The sequence below is a fragment of the Deltaproteobacteria bacterium genome (assembly GCA_016874755.1).
Lineage (GTDB): Bacteria > Desulfobacterota > Binatia > UBA9968 > UBA9968 > DP-20.
This window is the reverse complement of record VGTH01000029.1, coordinates 42,679-69,170: the sequence shown is the minus strand read 5'-3', so window position 1 is coordinate 69,170 and position 26,492 is coordinate 42,679. Positions and strand designations below refer to the sequence as shown.

The following is a 26,492-nucleotide window of genomic DNA, read 5'->3' as shown; positions in this document are numbered from 1 at the left end:
TTCCGCAAACTGAACGCACCACAGCTTGTCGGAAAAGTAGCGCGCGGGACGAAGTATGACAATGGCAAAGAGATGAGGGTCGCCGCCTAGTATCTTTTTACACACCTATTGACAACGGCTCCCTTCTTCTAGTAGCAATTCTTGCGCTAAAATTTAGACGTTCTCGACGACGACTTAGTTTACTTCGCAATTGCGTCGAACGCGGGAGCACCAACTTTTCGCACCATTGGAAACACTATTAGCGGCTGTGGCTCTTGAGATAGTGCTGGCGCAGTAGATCCTTGCCGTAGTCGTTGCCGTAGTCGTTGCCGTTGGGTGTGCGCATCACGGTGTGGATATGCTCGCGTGTTGGCTGGCTACCGCGCAGCGCGAAGGGTCGCTGGTGGTCGAACTCGATGAGGACCACCGGGCTGTGGATGCGATAGTAAAACACGCTGTCTGACTCGGTGCCGCCGATCCAGGCGAAATAAGTCGCGTCGAGATGGCGCTTGATCTCGTCCATTCTGATCTTGGCATGGCCTTCGTCCATATTGCCGACGTAGAGGCCGGCAAGATCGAGCATTTGCTGTTGGTGGCGGGTTGGCAAATCGGCGGCGCGAATGCCGGCGTAGTCCAGCACTAGGTTGTCTTTGAAGGCTTCCGCCAATGCGTTGTTGCCGGTCTTCGAGACATTGAGAATCGCCTTTTGCCTCTGCGCGTCATCCAACGTTTGAATCAGCTTCAGACCTTGCGTCTGCTCTTCTTGCAGGATTGCCGTGCCCTGATACTTGCCCGACGCAGCGATTACCGGCTCGGAGCCGGCGAAATAGGGAGTCATCACCACCTGATCGCCAAGGGCGAAATAGTTGATCACCCCATGGTGGCCGTCGAACTGCCAACCCCAGGGTTCGCTCGCCGAGGGTTTGCCCATGATGGTGATAAAATAAAGCCCCTCGCCAAAAAACTCGCGGTCGCCGGTAAGCTCGCCGAGCGTCTCGTTGAGGCGCATGATGTCGCGCGTCAGGCGCACGCCCTTGGCGCTGAGCGAAGCGCCCAGGAGCGTGAAGGCCGCGTTGCGCTGTGACGCCGTCATCTCCCGAAAGCTTATGCCTTGGCGTTGGTAAAAATGTTGGTTCATCCACTTGCGCCACTCGGGGTCGTCGGTCGGCAACATAACTTTCCCGCGCTGCTCCGTCGTCAATGAGCTGAGGAATTGCTCCGCCGCCGCTCGTGCCGCTGCCGTGGAGACCCCGGTCGGCTTGATCGGAAAAAGCCCGTCGACAACTTTGCCGTCGCTGGTGATTCCCTTGAACGGCTCTGCTAGCCCACGCCGTTCTGCCTCTGCCGACTGTTTGCGAAACCGCGCGCGCATCTCCTCCGGCGTTTCAGCGAAAGCGTGCGCCGGAAACAGGGATGCAGCGATCATTAAGCCGAGAAATTCGCGCCGGCCGATAGCGTCATGGACGGCATGGATTAGCGATTCATCTTCACAATAAAGATCCACTTAGCGTTCCCCCCAGCACGGGTCTTATCATTGGACGGCTCGTTAGTAAGCTAAGTTTACCTCAGGCTTCAGTTACTATGAAGATAGCATAGCTAGCGCCCAAGTCCTGCACAATCCCGCTCAGGGAAACCCCGGGAACCAGATGTAAACCTTACAAGTGGTGAGTGCTACTTTGGAAAAACTCTTCATCGGGGACGAAAGGCGGTCGCCATGTCGAACGTTTCGAGGAAAAGACGTCGGGTTTTTGCTGCCCTTTTTGTCATACTCTTCCGCTGCTTCAATCGAGCAATGATTTCCTGATCCATAGAAGTGGCCCGGCGAATATCGGCTAGGTTAGGGAGCGTCAAGCAAATCGCGTTTCAGCCGTTAAGCGTACCACGGTCGATGCTAAAAGAGCCATGCAATCAATCGACGATCGGCTGGGCCAAAACCCACAAGCTCAGCATGGTGTAACCGATCATCAGCGCGAGCATCGGCAGCTGCGAAACGATCGCCTGTTTGCGGTCATCGCAGTTCCGAAGCGCGATGATGTGGCATAGGATCACCGAGATGGCGTGGCCGGCGACAACGGCGGCCACCGAGAACAGCCACAGGAAGCGCGCGTCGACGACCGCGATGTCCGGCACCAGAGCCGCGGTGCCGAAGAGATTCCAGCCGATGCCGAAGGGGTCGGAGACGAGCGCGACAACGCGCTGCCCTTCGATGAGCAGCAGCGAAAGATAATGGGCAAGGTGGTAGGCGATCGCAATCGGAATCAAAGTCGGTGCGTAGAGGCCGGCGATCGCCATCGCCCGCGGGCGGCCGCGGCGCGGCTCAGCCAAAAGCGCGGCCGTCGTCGCGCACACCGCCAGAAACACGGCAAGAAAGAGCAGCGGGGCCGCCATCAGCCCGGCGGTGACGATCAGCGTGCGCGCGCCCACGTTTCCCAATAGATCGATCAATCCCAGATCGTAGGAGGCGCTGAAGGCGGCGCTGAAAAGCTGACTCCACGGCGGCGTGTGGAGAAATCCGTCGAAGCTAACCGTGACGAGCACGGTGACGATAAACACAATCATGGAACTCGAGACCTTGCCCTCATCGAGCAAACCCGCGCCGTAATGGCGCAAGACGGCGCGCCCGCCCGGCCCCACTCCCAAAGGCGCGAACCGCCCGAGCCATTCGAAAAGGAGCGAAAAAGTCTCGCCGCAACCAAGCCACCGCTCCGTGCCGTAGAGCGCCATGGCGCTCCAGGTGATCGCGCTATAGACCAAAATTGCACCGGCGAGCTTTCCCGGTTGAGCATTGTCGGGCCAGACGAGTTCCGCCCATGCAAAGCCGAAGAATAAAATCGTTGCCGGCCAGACGCCGATCGCCGCCGGCAGGGGCCGCGTCGATACTCGGCCGATCGCGGCTTCCGCGCCGCGTCCGACGGCCGCCCACGGGTTCACCGCCGGCCAGACGTTACCCGCCAGGGCGCAGAGAAATGCAAAGCCGACCCACCAGATAACCCAGATAAACACCGGCAGGATGTTCTTGAACGGGTCTTCCTGGGTGCCGAAAACTCCCGCAGCAACAACGAAGAAAAACAGGGAGACCGACCCCCAGGCCAGCCCTCTTCGAAGCGAAGACCGGATCAGAAATCGGCCGAGCGCGGTATGGGAAAGGTCGATTCCTCGAGTGAAACCCGCGGAGCGCTCCGCGCGAAAGATCGCGAGAAAGACAAAAGTCAGCGCGATAACGAAACCGGCGCCGATCAGGTAGTGCCAGAGCGGCAGCGGCAAATCGTAGCGCCGAAGGAAGGCATGCGCCGCCGCCGGCGAGGAAGCGATCGGCAAAAGACCGACGGCGATGATGGGCGCGAAAGCCTTCGGTCTCATCGGCCGAATTAAGGTCGAACTTCGAGGTACAGCAGCGTCGTGTGTCCGAATTTGGCGTGGCGCTCCACGGGGAACCGCCCGGCCGCGCGCGCGACAAACTCGGTCATCGCTTCGTGGTCCGGCTTCACCCGCGTTTCAATATCGTAACCGTGCAGGTGAACGATCATGTCGATGTCGGAGCGCCAGCGCAGCACGACCTCTTGTCCGCGCCGCACGCGCACCACAGGCAGACCTCCCGACATCTCCGTCTGTCCGTGGACCTTGCCGCCCTTGAGGGTGATTGCGACGACCTGTTTTTGCCCTACCTCCGCCGAAATAGCAGCCCAACCGAAGCCGCCGGCAAAGACCAGCGCAAGCGCGACGAGGCGCGCCGTCAGTCGCATTTCAGGCCGGGGCGAACGACCTGATGATGCGTGCTGCCGCTGCTGCCGCCCATCTCGGTGCCGCCGCCGGGCAAGTAAATCCAGCCGTTGGCGTAGACCAGTCCCGTCACTCCATGAACCGGGATCGGCATGTCCGAAAAACGAGTCCAGCGGTCGGTTTTCGCGTTGTAAACTTCATGATGGGGGAACACTCCCGATGGACCGGCCGTCGGATGTTCGCCGCCGAAGGTGTGAAAACAGCCGTAGACGACGATGCCGTTGTGGCCGCTGCGGGACTCCGACATGGGCCGTTTGGGAATCCATTTGTTGGCATTCGGGTCGAACATTTCGTTCACCGCAGTGATCTCGCTGCGAAAGCCGCCGCCGAAGCGTCCCCCAACCACATACAGTTTGCCGTCGATCGCCGCCGCCGCCATGTGATTGCGCGCCGTCGGCAATTCGGGAAGGACGGTCCACCGGTCCGCCTTCGGGTCGTACGCCGCGAAATCGTGGCCCCGCGGCGGACGGCCGCCGGCGACGTAAATCTTGCCGTCGATCACGTCATGGGCCATGGCGCTTCGCGCCGTCGGCATCGGCGCCCGCGGCAGCCACTTTTCCGTCTTTGGATCATAGGCGTAGACCGCCGTCACGTAGCGCGACTCCTCGGTCTGGGTGCCGGCGTTGGTCTGCCCGCCGATGACGTAAAGCATCCCGTTGATCCCCACCGCCGAAGCGTGGTTGATGGTCGTCGGATAGGGTGTCGTCAGCCGCCAGCTATCCGACTTGATGTCGTAGACCTGAACCACATTTACGCTGACCCGGTCGGACGGGTAGCCGCCGATGACATAAATTTTGCCGCCCAGCTCGGCCACCGCCATTTCCGAGTTCGGCTGGACCAGAGGCGCGCGCTTTCCCCACTCCGTCGCCGGCTTCGTCTGCGCCGCCGCCGGCGCGCCACACATAACAACCGCCGCCAGTCCGAGCATGAGGGCGGAAAAATTCAACGCGAGACTTCCCAAGATATTGGCCATATCGATACCGTCTCCTTGCCGTTGCGCCGCCGCGTTACGGCGTCTTGAGGTCGTTTTGGATTCACAAGGGCACTCAAACGAAATGGAGAGTAAAGGATGGCAGACCGGTCTGTCAATCCGACACGAACCGTAAACAGACTTCGGACGCCGCAATTAAAATCCAACTCCCGCACGCGCCGCTCTTACCCCACGTCCGCAGCACAACTGAGCGCAGCAAAGTCCTTACACCGAGCCCCTGCGGCCATCACCCGCGACAAACAAGGTCTCCCGCGTTACCCAGCTCAACTGCCTTCACATCCCGTCCCGACGACCCCGGAAAGTTCATCTGCTCGTTTCGGTTTACTCCACAGATGACGGCGGCCTTCCCTTTCTGACAACGAGAAAGTTTCTCAGACTTTAGAAGGAACGGGGCTGTGCATTGGCGGTTTGATCGCCGCGAACTTTTGGTTACTCGATAGGGAAGAGCGCGAGGACGCCGAAGCGAAAGCACAAGCCCACCGAGAAGCCCACGGCCACGCATGAAGACGCAAAGGGCTCAGTAGCAAGAACTAGCTCTCTTTGCCAATTGTCTCCTTGTCGGCGACCGCGCGATGAGATATCCCTAGGCCGAAATTGGGCCTAGGGAGGATCTCGTCGTATGGCTAAGAAGTCCAAGATCACCAAATCACTCGCGCTAACAACGCTCGTGGCACTCGGTGCCACCGGGGCCAATGCCACACCGCCGCCAGTCCTCAGAGAAGCCGGCAGCTTTTTCGTCAACGGCGAGGTCGTGCGCACCGACAATCCCGGCGGCGGCAACCCCGGCGGTCGCGTCGTCGCCAATCAAATGTATGTCGAATACGCGATCCCACAGATACAAAAGACCAATGCCTGGCCGGTGATCATGGTGCATGGCTCCGGCCACACCGGCAAGACCTACGACACCACACCGGATGGACGCGACGGATGGAAACAACATTTCCTGCGCAAAGGTTACGCCGTTTACGTCGTCGATCAGGTCGGCCGCGCCCGCTCAGGTTGGAGTCCGGCACCGATCAACAACGCCGAAAGCAAAAAAGATCCCCTGCTGATTCCCAAGGGCGGCATCATCCAATTTACCTACGAGCGCGCCTGGAGCATATTTCGTTTTGGCCCCAAGCCGGATGAATGGTGGCCCGACTCGAAATTTCCCAAAGAATATATCGACCAATACATGGCGCAGCTCGTGCCCAACACCGAGGCCACGCTGCCACAACCGCCGCGCAAAACGGTCGACGCCCTGGTCGAGCTGCTGAAAAGAGTCGGACCGGCGGTGCTGATGGTGCATTCGCAGTCGGGGATCTACGGCACGTTAACCGCGCTGGCTCGCCCAGACTTAGTCGCGGGGTTGATCAATGTCGAAGGACGGAGCGGCTGCGATTTGAATGCCGAGCAAATCGCCATCATGGCCAAAGTGCCGTGGGTGAACGTTGCCGGCGATCACGACTGGAACGGCGACAAAGAATGCCGCAAGGCGGTCGCCGACGTTAACGCGGCCAGTGGCAAAGCGACGTTTCTCGCCACCTACGAGCAAGGCGTGCGCGGCAACACGCACATGATGATGATGGATGTGAACAACCTACAAGTGGCCGATTGGCTGATCGCCTGGATCGAAAAGAATGCGACGAAGAAGACCGCTGTGGCGAAACGCTAGAATGAAAATAGAGGATCGCAGAGGAAGAATGGAGGACGAGCTATTTCGAGCCTCAATCTTCTATCCTCCATCCTCGATCGTTTTCTAACTCCCCGGCGCCAACATCGGCCGCAGCTTCTCTTTCAATTTGGGCGGCATCGACAAGCCGTCGATGATCATGCTGCGCAGTTGCGCGCCCGAAATGGGACCGAGCGAGAGTCGGGTTTTGTCCGCCTCGGCGACCAGCTCTGGGTCACGCAGGGTTTTCTGAAACGCCGCTTCGATGGCGCGCACCCGATCCTGCGGCACACCGGGTGGCAAAACGTAGGGGCGCGCATAGCTGTTGGGCTTGATCAAGCCCATTCTGAATAGCTGTTTCTCATCTTCATTGCGCGCAAACTGGTAGATCGACGGGACGTTTTTCTGCGGCAAGTCAGTGATCGGCTCTTCGACCCATTGTGACAGCACCAGCCATTCATTGGTTTCAAAGTCTTTCATGTTGGTCACTCGCAAAGACTCCCAGCCAGTCACGACGCTATCCACTTCGCCGGATTTCATCGCCAGGCGAATCTCCGCTGTGCCTTTGAAACCGTTGACTACCTTGACGTTGGCGCCAAAGACCTCGCGCATCAACGCGGCCGCGTGTTGAATGCCGGTGTTGGGCACCGCGCCGATCACCACTTGCTTGCCGCCGGAAATGAAGTCTTCCATCTTGGCAATGCCGGGTTTGCGGGTCACCGCCATGATGTACTTGAAAAAATCCGGCGCGCCGATGTAGTTGAACTTAGCCAAATCGAACTGCACCGACTTAGCGCCGTAGATTTGCGAGGGCACGATGCCACCGTCGAAGGAGTTGATCAGCGTGCCGTCCTTGGGCGCCTGGTTAAAGGTGTAGTTGGCCGAAATGAGCGTCCCGGCTCCGGGCATGTTGTTGACCAAAATATTCGGATTACCTGGAATATGCTTGCCCAAATGGCGTGAGATCACCCGGGCATAGGTATCGAACCCGCCGCCGGCGGAGTGGCCGACGAGTATCGTTACGGTCTTGCCGCGATAAAAATTCGCCACGGCTTTTTCGTCGTAGTCGGCCTGACCCGCAAACGCGCGCCCCGACAACAAAGCGACCATTGCCCAGCGACAAACCAAGAACCGTTTCATAAACGACTTTTGAAAACCGATCATTCCAACACTCCAGTACTCCTTGCTCTATCCTCAGCCATCGATGCGCGTCATTAAGGCCTTGGAATCCATCACCACACCGAAATGCTTATCGAAATTTTTCAACGTGGCCTCTTGTTCCTCTTGCGAGAAAGAGGCGTTGCAATCGGAAAGAAAAACCACCTTGAAATCGCGCATGGCGCCATCGCGCGCCGTCGAATCGCAGCAGACGTTGGTCGCCACGCCGGTGATGGCGATGGTGTCGCGTCCCATGGCGCGCAGGAGATTCTCCAACTGCGTGCCGTAAAAGCCGCTGTAGCGAAACTTCTTAACGAGAATATCGGCACCGGTCGGTTTCACCGGTTCGTAGATCTCTGCGCCGACCGTGCCTTCAAAATTATTCCATTCGTTGTCGGCATCGTGGGTCGCCGGCTTGATGTCGGCGAAAATGCCGACATCGGCCATATCTCTGCGCTTGGTGGTGTGCAGATAGATCACCGGCATCTGGCGCGCATGGCAAAAGCTCAGGAGTTGTTGGATCTTCGGCACGATGTCTTCCGAGCTCGGCAGATAGCGCGCGCCGCGCGGATGCACCCAGATGTTCTGCATATCGACGACAATCAGAGCGGTATTTTTCGCCGTCATCGGCCAGCGATCCGCCCCACGACCTTGGCTCTCGGCCATGAACAACTCCTCCGTTAGTCGGCTGGAGTTGGTATATACAGCCGGACTTGGGTGTGTCAACAAACAAAAAATTTTTCCTGCGGGCGATCAGCCCCGCAGGCAAATTGTCCAAGTGAGCAATCGAGCCCGGAAGAATTTTAGGAAGAAGGCTTGGCCAGCCAGAGGAGGCGTTCGTCAATATCATCCCAACCGGCAAGCTCCGATTGGCTTTGAGCGATCGGTTGCGGTGCTGCTGAAGACGCGGCGCGACTCGCCGATGGCGGAACCGTCGGTTCAACTTTCCTGTTGTTGACCGGCGCAGCCGCCTGGTGGGCCAGCAGCGCCGAATTTGCAGGCTCTGCTTCAACTGGAGCAGCAGCCCGTTGAGCCTGTTTTATCGCAGCGCTGTTTGCCCTATTTACCGGCTCGGAAACTTCTCGGCTCGCAGCCACCGGCAGCTCTTCTGCTTCAGAACCAGTGGCGCGCACCCATGCACCAGACTGTAGCAGCGTTCGCTGGAATTTCTCCATGTTTTCTTTGTGCAACGCTGCTTGCACTGATTTCTCGTCGATCTCTACATGCTCCGTGGCACCGTTGCTAACACGCGCCCAGCGCTCACGTTCGAGACCGAGCAACGCCTGAGTCGGCGATTGGCGGGGACGTTCCCCGCGGTTTGTCCGAGAGGCAGAGTCGCGCGGCGGACCACTCTCCTCCCCGCTGTATTCGTGAGCCCCACTGCGCGTCTCCTTGACCAAATGAAGCGGCGAGACCGCACGGTCAAACTTTTCCGCAGCGGCGACTAGCTCTTCGCTCCCTGGCAAGGCTTGTTCTACTGCGTCTTCCAACTGTTGCGCTCTAAGAGAACGCAGTCGGCGCTGTAGGAATGTCCCTCTTGGCCATATCCAACTGTGCGCTGGCAAGTAATCACCTCTATAGGCGGCGCCGTTTACTCGACTCTGGTTGAAAATCGCCCGCCAAAAACTTTCCCGATCGCTAGATTTTTTCTCCGACTTCGCCATGCTCCTATCCTTTTTGGGTTGCGTTGTCCAGACCGGCCCATGAAGGTCAACCGGCCACTAACGCAGCTTCCGTACCGCAGGATGGATGGCGTAAGTTTTACCAAAGGGTTCAAATAATCATTGGAATTGCGCATGCCCTTCGGGCAAATCCGCCGGATCGGCGGCTGCCTGAGCATGGACAAAGGCAAATAGGAATATTTTCTGATTTGCGTCACTTTAGATAGCCCGCCTCATGATAGGCGGCCAAAGCTCCCTCGTGGAGCCGAACGCCGCCAAACTCGAAGGCTGCGGCTCCAGCGGCGCGCATAGGTTCGAATAGATCTTGGGTTCCTTTGAACAGCGGATTCATTTGCGGCAGCCGATCGAGACCGCCAACGATCGCCGCGGCCATGTCACGCACGACGGCGTTGGCGATTCTTTCGTGGGTCACCAGCACGTTGATAACGCCTATCTGCGCGGCATCTTCGACCACGCCGCGAAACACGTTCTTTGCCATGGTCGCGCGCCGATAGAAAGGCACATCGGCGAGCAGCTTTTCGAGCTGCCCCGGCGCATAGGGCACCACGCGCACATCGGCGCGCTCACTCAGATCGGTCATGACTTTGTTCGGGATCGGCGGCTGGAACTGCGCGTCAATCTCGCCCGCAACCAATGCTTTGGCGCCTTCGACAAAACTCATGTAGACGGGCGTAAAGCTGTCGTAGGACAGGCCCAACACCCCGAAGATCGTTTGGCCGTGCTGCTCCATGCCGCTGCCCTTGGTGCCAATGGCGATGCGCTTGCCGGCGAAGTCGGCAACCGTTTTGATCGGTGAGCCCGCCAATTTCACGAAAAACATCGGGCCGAGATTGGCCGGCGCTACCATGCGCAGCGCGATTTTCCTTTGAAAAGGCGCGCTGCCCTCTTTGGCTCGGCCGATCCAGTTCGAGGCCATAAAGCCGAACTCCAACTCGCCGCGATCGAGCTGCTCGGCATTGTGAATGCTCGCATCGCTGGTCTGAATCACGCATTTGTCGTTGTCAGCGCGGCCGCGATTAAATAGCTCTGCGAACGCCGCGCCTTGTGTGTAAAACGTCCCGCCCAGCTCGGATGTACCCATGCGAATCATCATTGTCGATCTCCCAATCGTTGGTCTTCGCGTCTTTGTACCTACCGTTCGGCCCACTCCTTACAACAAGCGCGCCCCCGGCTGCAAATCCCGGCGTGCGGCGAGAGCCTAAAGATTGCTTCGGCTTCGCCGATTTTACCACAAACAACCTTTTCAGAGGACCCGCTGCACGATGTTTGTCGAAAAGTGGATGAACCCCGAGGTCATAACCGTCCCACCGGATGCGACTATCTCCTACGTCGCCGTCGAAATGGGCCGGCGCAAGTTTCGCCATTTCCCAGTGGTCGAGTCGACCGGCACCGGCAATCGCTTGGTCGGCATCGTCGCCAAGTACGACATCGCCCGCGGTTTTCCCGGCGACCTCAATCCCTTCTCGATCGAGGTAACCGAAGAGTCTGTGCCACGCCCGGTGGCTAGCCTCATGACCAAAAAAGTCATCACCGTTACGCCCGACTGTACCATCGAAGATGCCGCGCGGACTCTTCACGTCAACCGAATCGGCGCGCTGCCGGTGCTGAGGGAAAACCGCCTCGCCGGCATCATCACCGAGTCCGATGTTTTCGAAGCGCTGATCAGCGTCACCGCCGCCAAGAGCGGCGGCACGAGAATCATGATCGAGTCCAACGCCCTGGACAATCCGGCGCCAGCCATCATCCGGCTCTGCCAAGATCGCCGCGTCACGATATTGAGCATGCTCTGCTTTCGTGAGAATCGCCTGCGAGGCACCGACCTGTCGATCTTTCGTTTCGACGGCCGCATCCCGCCGGGCTTTCTCCCCGACATCGCCAAGCTCGGCTACCGCCTCGTCAGCGTCGAGCGCTAAAACGAAACGAGCATAGAGGATAGACGATGGTTGGCGCGGCGCCATCTTCCGTCCTCGATCCTCCATCCTTGACTTTCCCACAGCCTTGACTCACCTCACCGCGCTGTAATAGCTTCGGGCCAAACCAAAGCCGAAGGAGAAGCTCTTATGGCGATTATCGATTTGGACTCCCACCTGCGCGACGGTTGGCTTCTGGACGAGATTTACCGACTCCCCGAACCTTTCGCGAAATACTCACCCAAGCGTATCGGCGACGGCAAATTTTTCTACTCCAAGTTTGAGCACAACCTCTCGCCGATGGAAGACCCGATTGCCAACGCAAATTTCAAGAAACCGGTGACCCATCAAGTTTTTTACAATCCCGAAGCCAATCAACGGGGCAACGAAGTGATGCGTTGGCAGCAGGGCGGCTACGACATGGAATACCGCCTCAAAGACAACGCCAGAGAGGGCCTCGACTATCAGTTTATTTTTCCGACGTCGATCGAAATTCCCTCGCAAAACCCCGGCCCGTTGGGCGCTGCGGTGGCCCGCTCGTACAACGACTGGGCGCATGAACTGGTAGCCGGACACCGTGACAAGCTCTCGCCGGTGGCGATGATCCCCGCCGGCTGCCCGGAGGCGATGGCCGATGAGCTGCGCCACTGCGTCAAAGATTTGGGCTGCAAAGTCGCCCATCTAGTCAGCTATACGCTAGACAGGCAAATGGACGACCCGGCGTTTTTCCCGTTCTACCAAGCGGCGCAGGAGATGGACATTCCACTCTTTTGCCATCCGAGCACCCTCGGCGCGCCCGGGACGTTGATCAATCGGCAAAGCAATTTCTTCCCCATGCACATTCTCGGCCGGCCGCTAAACTGCGTGGCACCTTTGTGCGCCATGGTGTTGGGCGGCGTGTTCGAGAAATTCCCAAAGCTTAAAGTGGTTTTCTTCGAAGTGACAGCAGAATTTCTGGTCTTCTGGATGCATCGCATGGATGACGACTACGAGGTCATCAAAGACGCCGGCATGTGCCCGCAACTAAACGCCCTGCCGTCGGATTACGTCAAGCGCAATTGCTACATCACCTGTGAATCCGACGAAAAGTGGCTGCCGCTGGCGCTTGCCGAAGTCGGCGAGACCCACGTCTTGATGGCGACGGACTATCCGCACTTCGATTCGACTTTCCCGAATACAGTCAGCGGCATCCGCGAGCGGCCGGATGTCTCGGCGCGACAGAAAAAATTGATTCTCGAAGACAATGCGATCAATTTGATCCGGATGTAGGATTGACTCATCACGAAGGACAGGAAAAGCACGAAGGGCAAAAAAGCGAGGATGGAGGATCGAGGATAGAATTTCGCCATCTTCTATTCTCAATCCTCTATCCCGGAGCCATTTCTGGAGACTCATTTATGCCACGGTATAGCGTCTTCGCTTCAGTACTAACTCTGTTCGCCGTAACCTTCGCCCATGCTCAAGATGCCAAGCTCATCGAAGCGGCGAAGAAAGAAAGCGGCAAAATCATCGCCTACGGCTCGATGGAGACCAATACCGCCGAACCGATCATCGAGGCATTTACGAAAAAGACCGGCCTGCAGGTCGAATATTGGCGCGCCTCGGCGACTAAAGCCATGGACCGCGCGCTCACCGAGCTGCGCGCCGGCAAAAACCTGTTCGATGTCATGGTTAACAACAGCGGCGCGACGACGGTGATGCACAAAGAAGGCATATTCGCCAAGTACAATTCCCCTGCCGCAGCGTTCTTTCCCAAAGACGTGATCGATCCGGACCTCGGCGTCTCTTACCGCCACGCGCCCATTGGCATCTTCTACAACAAAGGGTTGATCAAACCGGCCGATGCGCCGAAGTCGCTTGAAGATTTGTTGAATCCCAAGTACCGCGGCAAGTTCGTCATGCCCGACCCAACGCAGCACACGACCACGCTGCAATGGGTCGCGAGCCTCTACAAAATCATGGGTAAAGAGAAAGCCGAGAAGTTTATTCGCGATCTCGGCGCCGCCAAGCCAGCGCTGGTGGAATCCTTCGCGCCATCGGCCGAGCGCGTTGCCACCGGTGAGACACCGATTGCGATTTCGCTGATCCGCTACGTCGTCACCTACGGCGAAAAAGGCGCGCCGGTCGACTATGTGCGCTTAGGCAAGTTCTTGAGCACCGGACAGTATTTGAACTTGAGCCACAAGGCGCCGCGCCCCAATGGCGGCAAAGCGCTGATCGATTTCTTTCTAAGCGAAGAAAGCGCGCGCCTCCTCGCCAAAGCCGGCGAGTTCGTCACCCGTAGAGGCATTCACCCACCCGTGCCCGATGCCGATAAGGTTCAAGGTGTGGAAATGGACGACTTCGATGCCAACGAGTTCAAACAAAAGGGCCAGGAGTATCAGAAGATATTTTTGAAGTAGCAGCGAGCTCGTCAATCTCTGCCCAGCATACGGTTGATGGCATCTTTGGTTCGTCGAATGAAGAGTTCCCGGCGTTCTTTAGCAATGCGTCGCCTTGCGGCCTGTGCGGCTTCCGGTGAAATCCAGTCCGGCTCAAAATAAACTCTCTCGGTCTTGCTAAACATCGGTCGCCAAGGCTTGGCCCCGTCAAGGTAGTAATGGGTCACTTGGGAGTGACGGCTGCTGGATTTGTCCTGGCGCGCCGACCCGCCGTGCAGCAAATTAGCCGCCCAAATGAAGGCCTGCCCTTTTTTGATGAGCCCGTAAGCGGGTTTCAGCTGACGTTCCCAGATTAGCTTTTGCATGCATCGTTCATAGGCCGGGTAACTGGCTGGGTCAGGCGCCAACCCGAGATCAGGGAAGTTGGTTTCGGGCAATCTGTGCGATCCGGGGTAGTAGATCAGTGGACCCTGACTCGCGCCGACGTCTTCTAGAGCAACCCAAACACCGCACATCAGGCCAAAAGGCTCGCTGTTAAAATGAATCGCATCTGAGTGAGCCGATTGTTCCGTCCCGGCAGGAAAGTTAAGTGTCTGAAACGGTTTCGTCTTGCGACCGTACAGTTGCCGCAACACCGACAACACCGCCGGCCAGGTAGCGATCTGCAGACAGGCGTCGCTGACGCACCAGCCGTCCTGCACCCGTCCGGCATCAGCCTGGTTGACCCCAATAGTGATTTTACCTGCCCAATAGGGGCGAAAATCTTTGATCGCTTGTTCCAGAATTGCGTTTGGCAGATCGGTATCGAATGTCAAATACCCGAACTCATCAAACTGCTTGCGATCTGCTCCGCTCAGAATGACCTCCGCCATTTGACAACCTCCCTATCCACCATCAATGCCGGTTATGCCCGAAGGTCTTGTCGTAATCGCGCTGCAGCTCTTTCGGAATAAAATCATCTTCGAGTTTTTTGATTTTGTTCGACGGCAGAATCGGATCCTGCGTGCGCGGCACTATGCCGTATTTGCTCGCGTTCGCTTTCTTGTTCCACTCGTCGAGCACCGCCGGGCCGCGTTCCTTCATTTCGTGCAGCACCTCCCAGGTCGACTGCAGCCCGTTCGCCGTGGTTAGGCTCGGATAGAGCACAGCCGCTACGCCAAGACTTTGAAACTCTGCAAAAGTCGGCGACGGCTTGGGGCCATAATACGGCGCAATCACCGGCGCGGGAATGCGTTTGCACGCCTCGGCGATCTCCTCGCGTTTGGTCATGGTATTCATCCAGACACAATCGACGCCGGCGTCTTTGGCATAGGCAATGCCGCGTTTGACGGCATCTTCAAATCCACCGCCTTCGGAACCGACGGAGTCGCAGCGCGCACAAACAACGAAGTCGCCGTCCAATTCTTTTTTCGCTGCCACCGCCGCTTTGTATTTGCCCACCGCTTCGTCAACGGAAATCAAGCGGCGGCCCGCCAGGGTGCCGGATTTCTTCGGCGCTTCCTGATCTTCGATGTGCAGCCCCGCCGCGCCGGCGCGGATGTAGGCCTGCACGGTGTAGTAGACATTCACCGCGTTGCCATAGCCCGTGTCCGCATCGGCGAAAATCGGCATCTCGACCACGTTGGTGATGCGCCGCACCGCTTCGACCATTTCGTTCAAACCCAGGAGGCCAACATCGGGATAGCCATAAACGTAGGCGGCCACTTGGGAGCCCGACATGAAAAAAGCTTCGTAGCCGGTGGTCTCCGACATACGCGCGTGGAGCGGACTGAAACCGCCGGACATGACCAGCAGCTCGGGACGTTTTAACAGTGATTGCAAACGGGTGGTACTTTTCGTCGCCATGATCGCCGTTCGATATCACAAAGCGACCCGGTTTAGAAACCCTGGTCCTCCAACGAACGCGACGCGCGCACTCACGGAGCCTATTTCGCCATGCCTACTAAAAAAACAGTAGTGCGTACGGTATTGAAGCGTCGAACTCTTGACGACCTGCGATGTTGCGAAATAGAATAGCGTTGGTACCGACACCATGGACTTAGGGGAGAAAGGTCGATGTTTGATTCGGCCGGTCTCTAAGAGAAGCGCTTTGCAATGACGAACGGTCTGAGCCAAGTTGAGGGATCCGCAGGCAACGGAGTGCCGTGACGACGCAGGGATGCGGTTGGGTCGCACTTGATCACGATATTAGTCTGCGCGGGATCGCCAACTTAGGACTCTCCCCGTTGCAACTTTCCCGATTGCATTCCAACGATTTCTGGCAATGATCGACGCGCGGCAACAAGCACTTCTTCCTAGTTGCTCTTCCAAAGACTAGACATCATTTCTTTTTCGGCATAGGTTCTCGGCAAAGAAGTGATGGCGCGCAAATCCGCTCTACTTTTTGCTGCTCTGTTTGTGTCACTGACGATTTCGGCCCAGGCGCAAGATCGCGTGCGCGTCGCGATTTCCAATTTCTCTGCGTCCTTCATCTCCATGCACATCGCGCAGAAGCGCGGCTACTATGCCGAAGAAGGCATGTTGCTCGAAATTATCTTGATGGCTGGACTGACCGGCACGCGAGCTCTCATCGGCAATAGCGTCGAGTTCGGCTCCGCGAGCAACCCCACCGCCGCGGTTCAGGGCGCCAAGTTGAAGATATTGATGGTCTTCAACGACAAACCGCCCGGCGGTTTCATGGCCCAGCCGAGCATCAAGAGCATGGCGGAGGTGCGCGGCAAGCGCGTCGGCGGCTCGACAATCGGCAGTCTCGATTACGGCTGGTTGAAAGAAGTATTTCCCAAGTTTGGCCTGCAACTCGACAAAGACGTGAACTTTGTCCCGGTGGGGTCTACTAGCGCGCGCTACACGGCGATGCTCGCCGGCAGCGTCGACGCGGCGTCGCTCGGTCCGCCCTCGATCCTCCTCGCGCAAGCCGCCGGCTACCCGCTGCTCTTCCGCTTTTCCGATCATCTCGAGGACATCCAAGCCTCCATCGTCGCCACCGACGAGCGTCTAGCGCGTCAAGGTGACTTGGTGCGCCGCTTCATGCGCGCCACCGTCAAAGGCGCGCGGGTCTATCTCGCCAATCGCCAAGAGGGCATCACGTCGATTATGGAATTCACCCGGCAGAAGGATCGCGATCTGATGTCGCGCGTCTATGACGATCACATGAAAACCATCGCCCGCGACGGCACCATTTCCGAGCGCCTACAGCGCATCGTCATTGAGCGCAGCAAACGCTTCACCGGCGTCACGCGCGACGTCACGCCTGAGGAGATTTTCGATTTTTCGCATCTGCGCCGCGCCCAGGCTGAGGTGACGCAGAGCGGTTGGGTGGCCAATTAAGTTTCGGGTTTCGGGTTTCGCGTTTCGGGTTCCGTGTTTTCCACAGAACGGAGGGATCAAATGGGACAGCGCACCGCACAACTTTTCACGATAACCGTCGCGATCTGCCTTGCTTGCGCCGGCCACACAGCGGACAAGATTCGCATCAGCTACACCTCCCCTGGCCCGCAACACGGCATCCTGTGGATCGCCGACACCAGCGGTCTATTCAAGAAAAATAATATCGACGCAGAGATCATCTACATGCCCGGCAATATTTCGGCGCCGTCGCTGATGTCGGGGGAGATTCAGTTCGGCCAAATGACCGGCGCGCTCATGTCGCCGATTCGCTTGCAAGGCGGCGACCCGGTCATGCTAGTCAGCATCCAAGAGCTGCTCGACGATCGTCTGGTCGCGCGGCCGAATGTGACCCGAGGCGAAGACCTCAAGGGCAAGCGCATCGCGATCTCACGTTTTGGCGCGGCGTCGCACATGCGCGTGCTCAACATGCTGCCGCGCTTTGGCTTGACGGAGAAGGACGTGACGTTTTTGCAAATCGGCGACACCCCGGCGCGTATTATCGCCCTGGTCGGCAATTCTGCCGACGCGTCGAGCTTTTCGCCGCCGGATCACCTGGCGCCGCAGTTGACTGGCATGCGGACGATCTTGAACATGGCGGAGCTAAAGATTTTCTATCAAGGCACGGGCCTGGTCGCGACCCAACGTTACATCGCCAGCCATCGCGACATCGTCAGACGCATGGTGAAGTCTTACCTCGAAGGCATTCATATCGTCAGGACCAACCCAGAAGAGGCTAGACGCACTTTTGTAAAGTATCGGAAAACCAAAGACCCCAAACCGATTGAGGACGCCTACCAAACCCTGCGCGAAGTAGTGAAACCGAAACCTTATCCAAACCTGGAATCGTTCAGAACCATCTTCAAAGACGTCGCCGGCAGCATGCCCGCGGCGAGAACGGCCAACGCCAGAGAATTTGTCGATACGAGCTTCTTAGAGGAATTTGATAAGGCGGGATTTATTGACGGACTGTACAAATAAGATTGGAGTGTTGGAGTACTGGAGAATTGGGGGTCTTTGGACCATCACTCCAGCACTCCATTACTCCAATCTTGATTTTTACTGGCCGATCAGCTTCTTCAACCGCTCGATCATCTCCGGCGGCTGGACCATGATTTCTTTCACAAGTTTTTCTAGATCGGTGCCGAGCGCCGGGTCGAGGTCGAACTGGCGCTTGTCAAGCTCGGCCAAGAACTCCGGATCTTTCAGGGTTGCGTTGAACGCATCGCGCAGCATCTTCACGCGATCGGCCGGAATGCCCGGTGTGCCGATCATCGGCCGGCCTAACTGACCGGAGGCCAAGACGACATTGGCGAAGCGGCGGCCGCTCTCCGTAGTTTTGTATTTGTCCATCAACTCCCAAACGGTCGGCGTGTCGGGCAGCTTGGGATCGCGTTTCTTGCCGGTTTGAATGATGTTTCTGACAAAGCCCTTCTTGCGCCAGGTGTGATAAGGCTCGCGCGACAGAAACGCTTCGATGGTAAACGCCCGGCAGTGCAACTCGCCGCGTTCAACCGCAAGGTCGATCTCGGGTCCGCCCGGATAGCCCGGAATCAATTGAAATTTTGTGCCAATGGTCTCATCAAAAAGCTTTGGCAAATAGGACGCCGTGTCGGAGGTCCCCTGGGCGCCGCAGCGCGGCGGCTCCTTGGCATTGCGCACATCCTCGATGGTTTTATAGGGCGAGTCGGCACGCATGTACATTTGATAATCGCCCAAGACCGGCGAGCCGATCCAGACAAACTTGGCCCAATCGTACTGCGCCTCTTTGCGGCCGATCAGTTGATCGAAATAAAGCGACGGCACGATGGAACCGATGAGCGAAAGCCCGTCGGGCTTGGTCTTGTTGTAAAGATAGTTGGCCGCGACCAGATGACCGGCGCCGGGCATGTTCTGCACGATCATCTCCGGCTTGCCGGGAATATGCTTGCCCATGTGCTGCGCCAGTACGCGCGCCCATTGGTCATATAGCGCGCCAGGCGTCGTGCCGGCGATGACCGTGATGGTTTTACCTTTGTAAAAATCCGCCTGCGCACCGGCTTCGCGACCGATTGCAACAAGCGCCAACAGCAGCAACGACATCAGAACGCGTGGCATCGTAAACACCTCCAGAGCAAAACGATGGCTTTAATCTAGCACAGAAAAGGTAGCGCGCAACGCAAGCGGTGCTTTCTTGCGGCTAGCGCGCGTGGTATTTTCACCCAACCAAATAGTCACGAGGCAGTCATGAAGCTCTATACTTTTTTCCGCAGCTCGGCGTCTTATCGGGTGCGCATCGCGCTCAACCTCAAAGGCATCGCCTACGAGCAAGCGCCGATCCATCTGCGCCGCGGCGGCGGCGAGCAGTTGCAGCCGGCCTACACGCAGTTGAATCCGCAAGCGCTCTTGCCGGCGCTCGAAGACAGCGGCAAAATTCTCACTCAGTCGCTGGCGATTATCGAATATCTCGAGGAGAAATACCCCAACCCGCCGCTCTTGCCCAAAGATCCGGCGGACAAGGCGACGGTCCGCAGCATGGGGCTGATCATCGCCTGCGAAGTGCACCCGATCCAGAATCTCCGCGTGCTCAACTACGTCAAAGCGACCTACAACCAGAACGATGAGCAGGTCAACGGCAAGTGGGCGCAGCACTGGATCGATCTCGGCCTCGCCGCGCTGGAGACAACGATCCTGTCGCAGCCCAAGCGCGGCAACTTCTGTTTCGGCGACACGCCAACCCTGGCAGACGTGTGCCTAATTCCGCAGCTCGGCAACGCGCGCCGCTACGGCTGCGACTTGGCGAAATACCCAACCATCGTTGCCATCGAAAAAAGCTGCATGGCCATCAAAGCGTTTGCCGATGCCGCACCGGAAAAGCAACCGGATGCTGAATAGCGTAGACCTCTGACAGCTGATCTCTGACCTCTGGCCACTGTCACCCATGTTCCTGCTCAAACAGTTCATCAAACCTTTTTTCCTGCCACCTTGGCCATGGCTTTTCCTATTGGTCCTGGTTTTCTTATTTTGGAAGCGCCCTTGGGCCCGCAAACTCTACGGCTTCACCCTGCTGCTCGTCATCGCGCTGCACAGCGGCATCGTCGGTTATTGGCTCGGTTATCCCCTCGAGTCGCAATACAAGCCATTGCTCGACCCACGTACCATGGGCAAGTACGATGCGATCGTCGTGCTCACCAGCAGCATCGTGCCGGCCGAGGGACTTATCCCTTTCACTTCGCTCGATCACGCGATGTTTCGCCGCTGCGAAGAAGCGTTGCGGCTGTATCAGATCCAGCCCAGACCGATCATCGTTTCCGGTGGCCACGTCAACCCGCTTACGCCTGACAGAAATGAAAATCAGATTCCCCGCGACTACCTGGCCAAGTGGGGGGTTCCCAAGGAACATCTTATCGGCGAGGCCAATTCGCGTGACACTTTTGAGAGCGCCGTGCAGGTGCAAAAGATTCTCAAGCAAAAAGGCTGGAAGCGTTATCTGTTGGTCACCTCGGCCGAGCACATGCCGCGCAGCATGCTCGTCTTTAGCGCCAAGGCGCCGGAGCCCATCCCGGCTCCAGGCGATTTTACAATCGCTAAATGGCAACTAGGTCCGAATGAGTTCTATCCCAACATTAACGTGGCCCGCGGCATCTATTACAGTCTCCACGAATACCTAGGGCTGCTCAACTATCACTGGCGGTTACACTTCTCAAAGGAGTCGTAAGCGCCGCGCGCCAGCACATCAACCTATAGATTTGAGTTGCAACAACGCGATTTTTTGCTATCTATCGCGCAGCGCAACATGCTATGAACGACAGACGCTTTGGAGGTGTCACGATGCGAGCACGAATCACATCCATGATCGCTACTATCTTGGGCCTGTGGCTTAGCACCACCGCGCAGGCGCAAGACAATTTCTACAAAGGCAAAACCATCCGCATCGTCGTCGGCGGTTCCGCCGGCGGCGGCTATGACACTTACAGCCGTACCCTCGCGCGTCACTGGGGCAAACATATCCCGGGCAATCCGAGCTTCGTCGTCGACAACATGCCGGGTGCCGGCAGCATCATCTCGGCCAATCATGTCTACAAAGTCGCCAAGCCCGACGGACTCACCATGGGCCATCCGGTGGGCGGCATCATCTTGCAACAGGTATTGGGCAAACAAGGAATCGAGTTCGATGCACGGAAATTTCTCTACGTCGGAGCACCGGCCCAAGATACGTTGTCGGTTGGCGTCACCAAGGCGAGCGGCGTCACGAGCATGGAACAATGGCTCGCCACCAAGACGCCGGTGAAATTCGGCGGCATCGGCCCTGGCACCGGCACCGACGACATCCCCAAAGTGATGCGCGCCATGCTCGGCCTGCCGATCCAATTGGTGACCGGTTACAAGGGCACCGCCGATATCCGGCTCGCGGTGCAAAGCGGCGAGATGCAGGGGCTGGTCAACTCGTGGGAATCTTTCAAATCGACCTGGCCGAAAGAGATTGAATCCGGCGCCGTCAGCTTGATCCTGGTGACGATCCCCAAGCGGCATCCCGAGCTGCCCAACGTGCCGTCGATCAGCGAATACGTGAAGACCGATGAAGCCAAGAAGATCGTCCAGGTCGCGGTCTACGACTACGGCGCGACGGCGCGGCCTTATTTGCTGCCGCCCAATACACCCAAGGACCGCGTGTTGACGCTGTGCAGGGCGCTCCAGGCCACGCTCAAAGATCCCGACCTTATCGCCGACGCGCAGCGCGCGCGCCTCGACTTAAATCCACTCACCGGCGAAGAAATGCAAGAAGCCGTCGAGCGCTTGTTCAAACTCGACAAGCCGCTGGTGGAGAAATTGAAAGAGATCCTCAAATAATTGCGCAGCGAACCATGGCGGTAGAAATCTTGACTAGCCTGGCGGCAAAGATCGAGCCTGGCCACACGGCCTTGCTCGTCGTCGACGTCCAGAATGATTTCTGCCACGCCGAGGGTTATGTCGGCAAGCAAGGTTTGGATCTCGCCCCGATCCAAGCCATGGTACCCAACCTAGAACGGTTGATTGCCGCAGCGCGCGCTGCCGCTGTACCGGTGTGCTATATCCAGGCCATTTACGACGACAAGTATCTCGGCGGGCCGTTCCTCGAACACTTCAGCAAAGCCCGTGTGCCGATGGCTCGCTGCGCCGAGGGGAGTTGGGGCGCTGACTTCTACCAGGTGAAGCCGGCTCCTGGCGAGTTGGTGATCGTCAAACATTGCTATAGTCCCTTCGTTGCTACCCAGATCGATCCTTTACTCCGCACCGGTGGCGTCAAAACACTGATCGTCACCGGCGTCACCACCAACGTCTGCGTAGAGTCCACGGCGCGCGACGGCTTCCTGCGCGACTACTACATCGTGCTGCCCGCCGACTGCGCGGTATCCTACGACGTCCGATCGCACGAGGCTGCGGTAGCGAACATCGGGCGCAACTTTGGCGTCGTCGCTACTTCGCGGGAGATCTTCGCGCTGTGGCCGCCGGTGCGATCGGCCGCGCCATTAAGAGTCCATCTATGACCAAGCCAGCATGGCTATTGGCCGGGCTCTTGACGTTCTGCGCCGGTTTCACCCCACAGGCAGCCGCCCAGATCGATTTCCCGATCGGCTACTCGTCCCTCGGCGGCACCTACGCGTTCATCTCGCTGATTGAAACAGAGCGGCTGCTCGAACAAGAGGGCATCCGCCCACAATTTATTTACATCGGCGGGCCGCAAATTACCCAGGCGTTAATTGCCGGCGATATTCGCATGGCCCTCGTGGCGGGGGCGAGTCCGGTGCGCGCCGCCGCCCATGGCGCGGACTTGCGCTTCGTCGGCGGCGTCACCGACAAAGAGAACATCACGATCATCACCGATGCCAAGATCACCAAGCCGGCCGAGCTCAAAGGCACACGTATGGCGATCGACCGGTTGGGCGACTACACCGATTTTCGGGCGCGCAAAGTGCTGGAACGCTACGGCTTGGAGGCACAAAAGGATGTCACGCTACTGCAGATCGGCGGCCAGACCGGCCGCTTTGCCGCGCTGCGCAGCGGCCAGGTGCAATCAACCTTTGTCGCACCGCCGCTGACGCTGATCGCGCGCAAAGCGGGCTTCCGTTCGTTGATCGACTTGGCCGACCTGGGTTTTCCTTCGACTTCTGGCTCCATAGTGGCGATGCGCTCTTCGCTGGAGCGCAATGACAAAGAAGTCTACGGCGTCATGCGCGCGATCACGCGTGCCTTAAGGCTGTTCAAAACCAACCGCGAGCTAGCGATTAGAAGTCTCATGCGGTTCATGAAAGTGACCGATCCCGAAGCGCTCGATGAAACCTTTCGCAGCCACGCAAAAATATTTCAGGACATCCCCGCCCCGGCAGTGGCTGGCGTCAAGATGGTCAAAGACTTCCTCGGCCAGACTGATCCGAAGATCGCCAGGTTAAACGCTGAGGACATCATCGACATGGGCTTTGCCGAGCGACTTAGACGAGAAATGAGCACGACGAAATAAGCGGAATTCATCCCCCTTTGAAATAGGGGGGGCGGCGGGGGATTTTCTGTGAACGCAGCAATGCAAATCCTTCGGGAGTCTCAAATGGCAGCGAATCTCCATGGAGCACTCATACGAACCTTTTTCTTTAGCGCCGCGCTATTCTTCTGGACCCTGCCGCTCCACTCGAGCGCCCAGCTGCAAAAAATCAGTGTCTCCTACTCCGCGCCGAGCACGTCCCTGGCCTTTCAAGTCGCGCGGGCCCAAGGCTTCTACAAAGAAGAGGGTCTGGATGTCGATTTGATCCAGGTCGCCCCGCGACTCGCTCCCGTCGCCCTCGCCAACCACGAGCTCGATTTCACCACGACATTCAACAACACACTGCAAGCAGCCGTCCAGGGGTTTCCGTTGAAGTTTGTTTTCGTGTCGGTGCGCAAAGGCGCCTATTTCCTCATCGCCAAGCCGGAACTGAGGTCAACCCACGACCTCGCCGGCAAGAAAATCGCCGTGACGAATTTAACCTCGGTGGATCATGTCACTGCCGAAGAGATGCTGCGCAACAAGGGCCTGAACCTCGGCGCTGTGACTTTTCTCGGTCTAGGCAACGAGGGCTTGAGAATCCAAGCGCTGCGCGCCGGCGCCGTGGACGCCATCGCCATTGCGCCGCCGCATCACCTGCATCTGACGGGTTTAGGATTCAACATTCTCGCCGGGCCGCAAGATGTCCAGCGCGCGCGGCCGCTGTCCGGCATCGCGATCCACAACCGCTTGCTCAAAGAGAAACCGCAGGCCATCAAACAGCTCCAGCGCGCCTTGCTCAAAGCGCACCGCTCGATCTTCGAGAACAAAGCCAAGACCGTCGAAGTCATGATGCAGTGGCTGAAGTTATCCCAGGAAGCGGCCGCCGGCTCCTATGACTTGTTGCTGCTAACGCTCAGCCGCAACGGCGAAATCACCGACGTCGAATGGGAAGCGCTCGGCATCAAGCCGAAAGCCGCCGAGGACGTGCGCGATTTCACGTTATTGCGCCAGGCGCAAAAAGAATTGGGAATAAAGTAAGAAAGCGGATTCACCACAGAGACACCGAACCCATAGAGGATAGACGGGGATCCGAGTTTCTAGTCATTCTCCTCTTGCAAATCGGAACTCTGTGCCCTCCGCGGCTCTGTGGTGAACCTTTCTCGAGGTATCGTCATGCCCATGGCCGGTGACGAATTTATCGAGTGGCTCGATCGTGAGCTGGAACCGCTGCGGCGCGAGGCGTCGTCGTCGATTTACTTCGACGCCTGGTGCGGCGGCAAGCTGAGCCAACAGCAAGTCTTCGAATTGATGAAGCAGCGCTACGCCTACCTGCGCGAGATTCCGCATATCCTGGCCGCTTGGATTGAAAACTGCCCCTACGTCGACGTGCAGCAGAAATATATCGCCTACATGCACGAAGAAGCGGGCCATCCCGAATACCTCGTCGCGTTCGCCAAAGAGCTGGGACACGATCCCGAAGAGATGCGCCAAGCGGTGCTAATTCCCGAATTCACCACGCCTTATTTTTACTACTGGCTGTCGCGCGGCCATATCGTTGAGGTCGCGGCGGCGAATAACTTCGGCAACGAGCGCACCAACACGCGCCGGGGCCACGCCATGTACGACGCAACCGCGAAGTACTACCCCTATCCGTCGCTGATCAAGTTTTTCGAGGACCACGCGGAGGAAGAAGGCGAACATGCCAATCTCGGTGTCTACGTCTTGAAGAAATATGCAACGACCGACGAGCTGCAATACAAGGCCACGGCGGCGGCGAAAAAATCGCTCCAGCTAAAAATCCTTGGGCAGAACGCGCTGTGCAAGCGCTTTATCACCGATTGGCCAGGCACGAAGTAGCGGCCCTCACCCCGATCGTCAGCGGCTTATTTTTTGGCTTGCCGATGCCAACGTCGCCAAACTAGCCGTGCACAACTTGATCGACACTCAATATGTAAGTCTGTTGGAGAAAGAGATGTAGCACCGTCCAATGGTTTAATGGTTAAACCGTTCAAGGTCGACCCACTAAAGTCTGGGAGGATTTTATTATGACAGTGCGTTTTCCCATCAGCAGTGAAATCGGCGGCGATCTCGTCGGATTGGTATTGGAAGAGCTGCGGCTGTGCAAAGTCACGCGCGACGAGACCATGGTCCTGTTTGCCGACACCCGGACCAACCCCCATTACGTCGCGGCGTTTCTCGCGGCGGGCAAAGAGCTGGCCCGCAGCGTGTTCGAGGTCAAGATTCCCTTCCTGCCGCCGGGCAATGGCAAAGGCATCGACCTTGGCCCCGTGTTGCAAATCTTGAAAAACGCCGACTTTATTGTCGACCTCTCCACCGGCGGCACGCTTTACCTCTACGGCGAGGGCTTGGGCGCGGTGCTCGCCAGCGGCGCCCGTGTGCTGCAAGTCAAAGCGATCGAAGATCAACTGCGCCGCTGCTTCCCGACAGAAGAGGTTCGCCGGCGCACTGCCAAAGGCGCGGCGTGGCTCGATCGCGCCACCGACATTCGCTTCACTTCCAAAGCGGGCACTGACATGACCATGCGCAAGAAAGGACGGCCAGGTCTGAGCCAACTCGGCGTCAGCGACGAGAAGGGCCGTTGGGATAGCTGGCCTTCCGGTTTTCTCTATTGCGCGCCGGAAGAAGACAGCGCCACCGGCACGCTGGTGCTCGACGTCGGCGACTTGTTGGTCATGCTTGGCCGCTATGTCGCGGAGCCGGTGCGCATCGACGTCGCCAAGGGTGTGATCCAGAAGATCACCGGCGGCGTCGACGCGGTGCTATTGCAAGACCATTTGGATCAGGCCAACGATCCCGAAGCCTACATCATCTCCCATATCGGCTGGGGCACCGATCACCGCGCCCGCTGGTCCGAGATCGCCCAGCGCGGCACCGAAGACGGCGCCCGCGAAGTGCGCTCGACCTATGGCAATGTTCAGATCGCTTTTGGCGCCAACTATCGCCTCGGCGGCAAGAACAAAACCATGGCCCATGAAGATCTGATTTTGCGTCGGGCCAAGTTCGAGCTGGATGGGCGGACAATTGTCGATGATGGGCGCATCATCCCCGAAGAACTCCGATAACCAGAAAGGAACCTC

Annotated in this window: 25 protein-coding genes; 14 read left to right on the top strand and 11 right to left on the bottom strand. The window is 58.0% G+C overall.

Going from position 1 to position 26,492, the window contains the following annotated elements:
• Positions 1-238: 238 nt before the first annotated feature.
• From FJ145_17515 to FJ145_17500, 4 genes are all read right to left on the bottom strand, one after another.
• On the bottom strand, positions 239-1,405 hold the full coding sequence (locus tag FJ145_17515; protein ID MBM4263215.1) for a DUF3500 domain-containing protein: 1,167 nt from the start codon (positions 1,403-1,405) through the stop codon (positions 239-241).
• Between the two features lie 482 nt (positions 1,406-1,887).
• Positions 1,888-3,243, bottom strand: a complete 1,356-nt coding sequence (locus tag FJ145_17510) for a hypothetical protein (GenBank protein MBM4263214.1) — start codon at positions 3,241-3,243, stop codon at positions 1,888-1,890.
• A gap of 104 nt (positions 3,244-3,347) precedes the next feature.
• Positions 3,348-3,722, bottom strand: a complete 375-nt coding sequence (locus tag FJ145_17505; GenBank protein MBM4263213.1) for a hypothetical protein — start codon at positions 3,720-3,722, stop codon at positions 3,348-3,350.
• Complete coding sequence (locus FJ145_17500) at positions 3,713-4,663, bottom strand: kelch-like protein (GenBank protein MBM4263212.1); 951 nt, start codon at positions 4,661-4,663, stop codon at positions 3,713-3,715. Before FJ145_17500 ends, FJ145_17505 begins: the two co-directional genes overlap by 10 nt.
• Positions 4,664-5,369: 706 nt before the next feature.
• Between FJ145_17500 and FJ145_17495 the strand changes: the two genes are divergently transcribed.
• A complete protein-coding gene (locus tag FJ145_17495) occupies positions 5,370-6,404 on the top strand; it encodes a hypothetical protein (protein MBM4263211.1) in 1,035 nt (344 codons plus the stop codon).
• Between the two features lie 84 nt (positions 6,405-6,488).
• On the opposite strand, the gene FJ145_17490 is transcribed toward FJ145_17495, so the two are convergent.
• From FJ145_17490 to FJ145_17475, 4 genes are all read right to left on the bottom strand, one after another.
• Positions 6,489-7,565 carry a hypothetical protein gene (locus FJ145_17490; GenBank protein ID MBM4263210.1) on the bottom strand — a complete coding sequence of 359 codons (1,077 nt, stop codon included), beginning with the start codon at positions 7,563-7,565 and terminating at the stop codon, positions 6,489-6,491.
• Positions 7,566-7,595: 30 nt separating this feature from the next.
• Positions 7,596-8,225, bottom strand: a complete 630-nt coding sequence (locus FJ145_17485) for a cysteine hydrolase (GenBank protein MBM4263209.1) — start codon at positions 8,223-8,225, stop codon at positions 7,596-7,598.
• A 137-nt stretch (positions 8,226-8,362) separates the two neighbouring features.
• The gene (locus FJ145_17480; protein ID MBM4263208.1) at positions 8,363-9,049 is read right to left on the bottom strand and encodes a hypothetical protein; all 687 of its coding nucleotides are present in this window, start codon (positions 9,047-9,049) and stop codon (positions 8,363-8,365) included.
• A 385-nt stretch (positions 9,050-9,434) separates the two neighbouring features.
• Positions 9,435-10,334 carry a TAXI family TRAP transporter solute-binding subunit gene (locus FJ145_17475; protein MBM4263207.1) on the bottom strand — a complete coding sequence of 300 codons (900 nt, stop codon included), beginning with the start codon at positions 10,332-10,334 and terminating at the stop codon, positions 9,435-9,437.
• Between the two features lie 169 nt (positions 10,335-10,503).
• Between FJ145_17475 and FJ145_17470 the strand changes: the two genes are divergently transcribed.
• The 3 genes from FJ145_17470 (at position 10,504) to FJ145_17460 (ending at position 13,553) form a co-directional block, all read left to right on the top strand.
• Positions 10,504-11,154, top strand: a complete 651-nt coding sequence (locus FJ145_17470; GenBank protein ID MBM4263206.1) for a CBS domain-containing protein — start codon at positions 10,504-10,506, stop codon at positions 11,152-11,154.
• Between the two features lie 147 nt (positions 11,155-11,301).
• Complete coding sequence (locus FJ145_17465) at positions 11,302-12,420, top strand: amidohydrolase (protein MBM4263205.1); 1,119 nt, start codon at positions 11,302-11,304, stop codon at positions 12,418-12,420.
• Between the two features lie 128 nt (positions 12,421-12,548).
• A complete protein-coding gene (locus tag FJ145_17460; protein MBM4263204.1) occupies positions 12,549-13,553 on the top strand; it encodes an extracellular solute-binding protein in 1,005 nt (334 codons plus the stop codon).
• 11 nt (positions 13,554-13,564) lie between these two features.
• Here FJ145_17460 and FJ145_17455 read toward each other — a convergent pair whose 3' ends face one another.
• A complete protein-coding gene (locus tag FJ145_17455; protein MBM4263203.1) occupies positions 13,565-14,404 on the bottom strand; it encodes a phytanoyl-CoA dioxygenase family protein in 840 nt (279 codons plus the stop codon).
• 22 nt (positions 14,405-14,426) lie between these two features.
• Positions 14,427-15,377: an isocitrate lyase/PEP mutase family protein gene (locus FJ145_17450; GenBank protein MBM4263202.1), complete on the bottom strand. Its 951-nt coding sequence runs from the start codon at positions 15,375-15,377 to the stop codon at positions 14,427-14,429.
• A gap of 513 nt (positions 15,378-15,890) precedes the next feature.
• Here FJ145_17450 and FJ145_17445 point away from each other — a divergent pair.
• Positions 15,891-16,859, top strand: coding sequence for an ABC transporter substrate-binding protein (locus FJ145_17445; GenBank protein ID MBM4263201.1), 969 nt, complete (start codon positions 15,891-15,893; stop codon positions 16,857-16,859).
• A 60-nt stretch (positions 16,860-16,919) separates the two neighbouring features.
• A complete protein-coding gene (locus FJ145_17440) occupies positions 16,920-17,897 on the top strand; it encodes an ABC transporter substrate-binding protein (GenBank protein ID MBM4263200.1) in 978 nt (325 codons plus the stop codon).
• 78 nt (positions 17,898-17,975) lie between these two features.
• On the opposite strand, the gene FJ145_17435 is transcribed toward FJ145_17440, so the two are convergent.
• A complete protein-coding gene (locus tag FJ145_17435) occupies positions 17,976-19,013 on the bottom strand; it encodes a hypothetical protein (protein MBM4263199.1) in 1,038 nt (345 codons plus the stop codon).
• Between the two features lie 129 nt (positions 19,014-19,142).
• Here FJ145_17435 and maiA point away from each other — a divergent pair, with 129 nt between their 5' ends.
• The 8 genes from maiA (at position 19,143) to FJ145_17395 (ending at position 26,477) form a co-directional block, all read left to right on the top strand.
• Entirely contained in the window at positions 19,143-19,790 is a 648-nt protein-coding gene (gene maiA, locus FJ145_17430) for a maleylacetoacetate isomerase (protein MBM4263198.1), read from the top strand.
• Between the two features lie 46 nt (positions 19,791-19,836).
• The gene (locus FJ145_17425; GenBank protein ID MBM4263197.1) at positions 19,837-20,613 is read left to right on the top strand and encodes a YdcF family protein; all 777 of its coding nucleotides are present in this window, start codon (positions 19,837-19,839) and stop codon (positions 20,611-20,613) included.
• An 83-nt stretch (positions 20,614-20,696) separates the two neighbouring features.
• Positions 20,697-21,746: a hypothetical protein gene (locus FJ145_17420; GenBank protein MBM4263196.1), complete on the top strand. Its 1,050-nt coding sequence runs from the start codon at positions 20,697-20,699 to the stop codon at positions 21,744-21,746.
• A gap of 14 nt (positions 21,747-21,760) precedes the next feature.
• Positions 21,761-22,423, top strand: a complete 663-nt coding sequence (locus FJ145_17415) for a cysteine hydrolase (protein MBM4263195.1) — start codon at positions 21,761-21,763, stop codon at positions 22,421-22,423.
• Positions 22,420-23,394 (top strand): ABC transporter substrate-binding protein, encoded by a 975-nt coding sequence (locus tag FJ145_17410; protein MBM4263194.1) that lies wholly within the window; start codon positions 22,420-22,422, stop codon positions 23,392-23,394. The genes FJ145_17415 and FJ145_17410 overlap by 4 nt, the downstream gene beginning before the upstream one ends.
• A gap of 48 nt (positions 23,395-23,442) precedes the next feature.
• Positions 23,443-24,432, top strand: a complete 990-nt coding sequence (locus tag FJ145_17405) for a hypothetical protein (protein MBM4263193.1) — start codon at positions 23,443-23,445, stop codon at positions 24,430-24,432.
• A gap of 135 nt (positions 24,433-24,567) precedes the next feature.
• The gene (locus tag FJ145_17400; GenBank protein MBM4263192.1) at positions 24,568-25,251 is read left to right on the top strand and encodes a hypothetical protein; all 684 of its coding nucleotides are present in this window, start codon (positions 24,568-24,570) and stop codon (positions 25,249-25,251) included.
• 188 nt (positions 25,252-25,439) lie between these two features.
• Positions 25,440-26,477, top strand: coding sequence for a hypothetical protein (locus tag FJ145_17395; GenBank protein MBM4263191.1), 1,038 nt, complete (start codon positions 25,440-25,442; stop codon positions 26,475-26,477).
• Positions 26,478-26,492 lie beyond the last annotated feature (15 nt).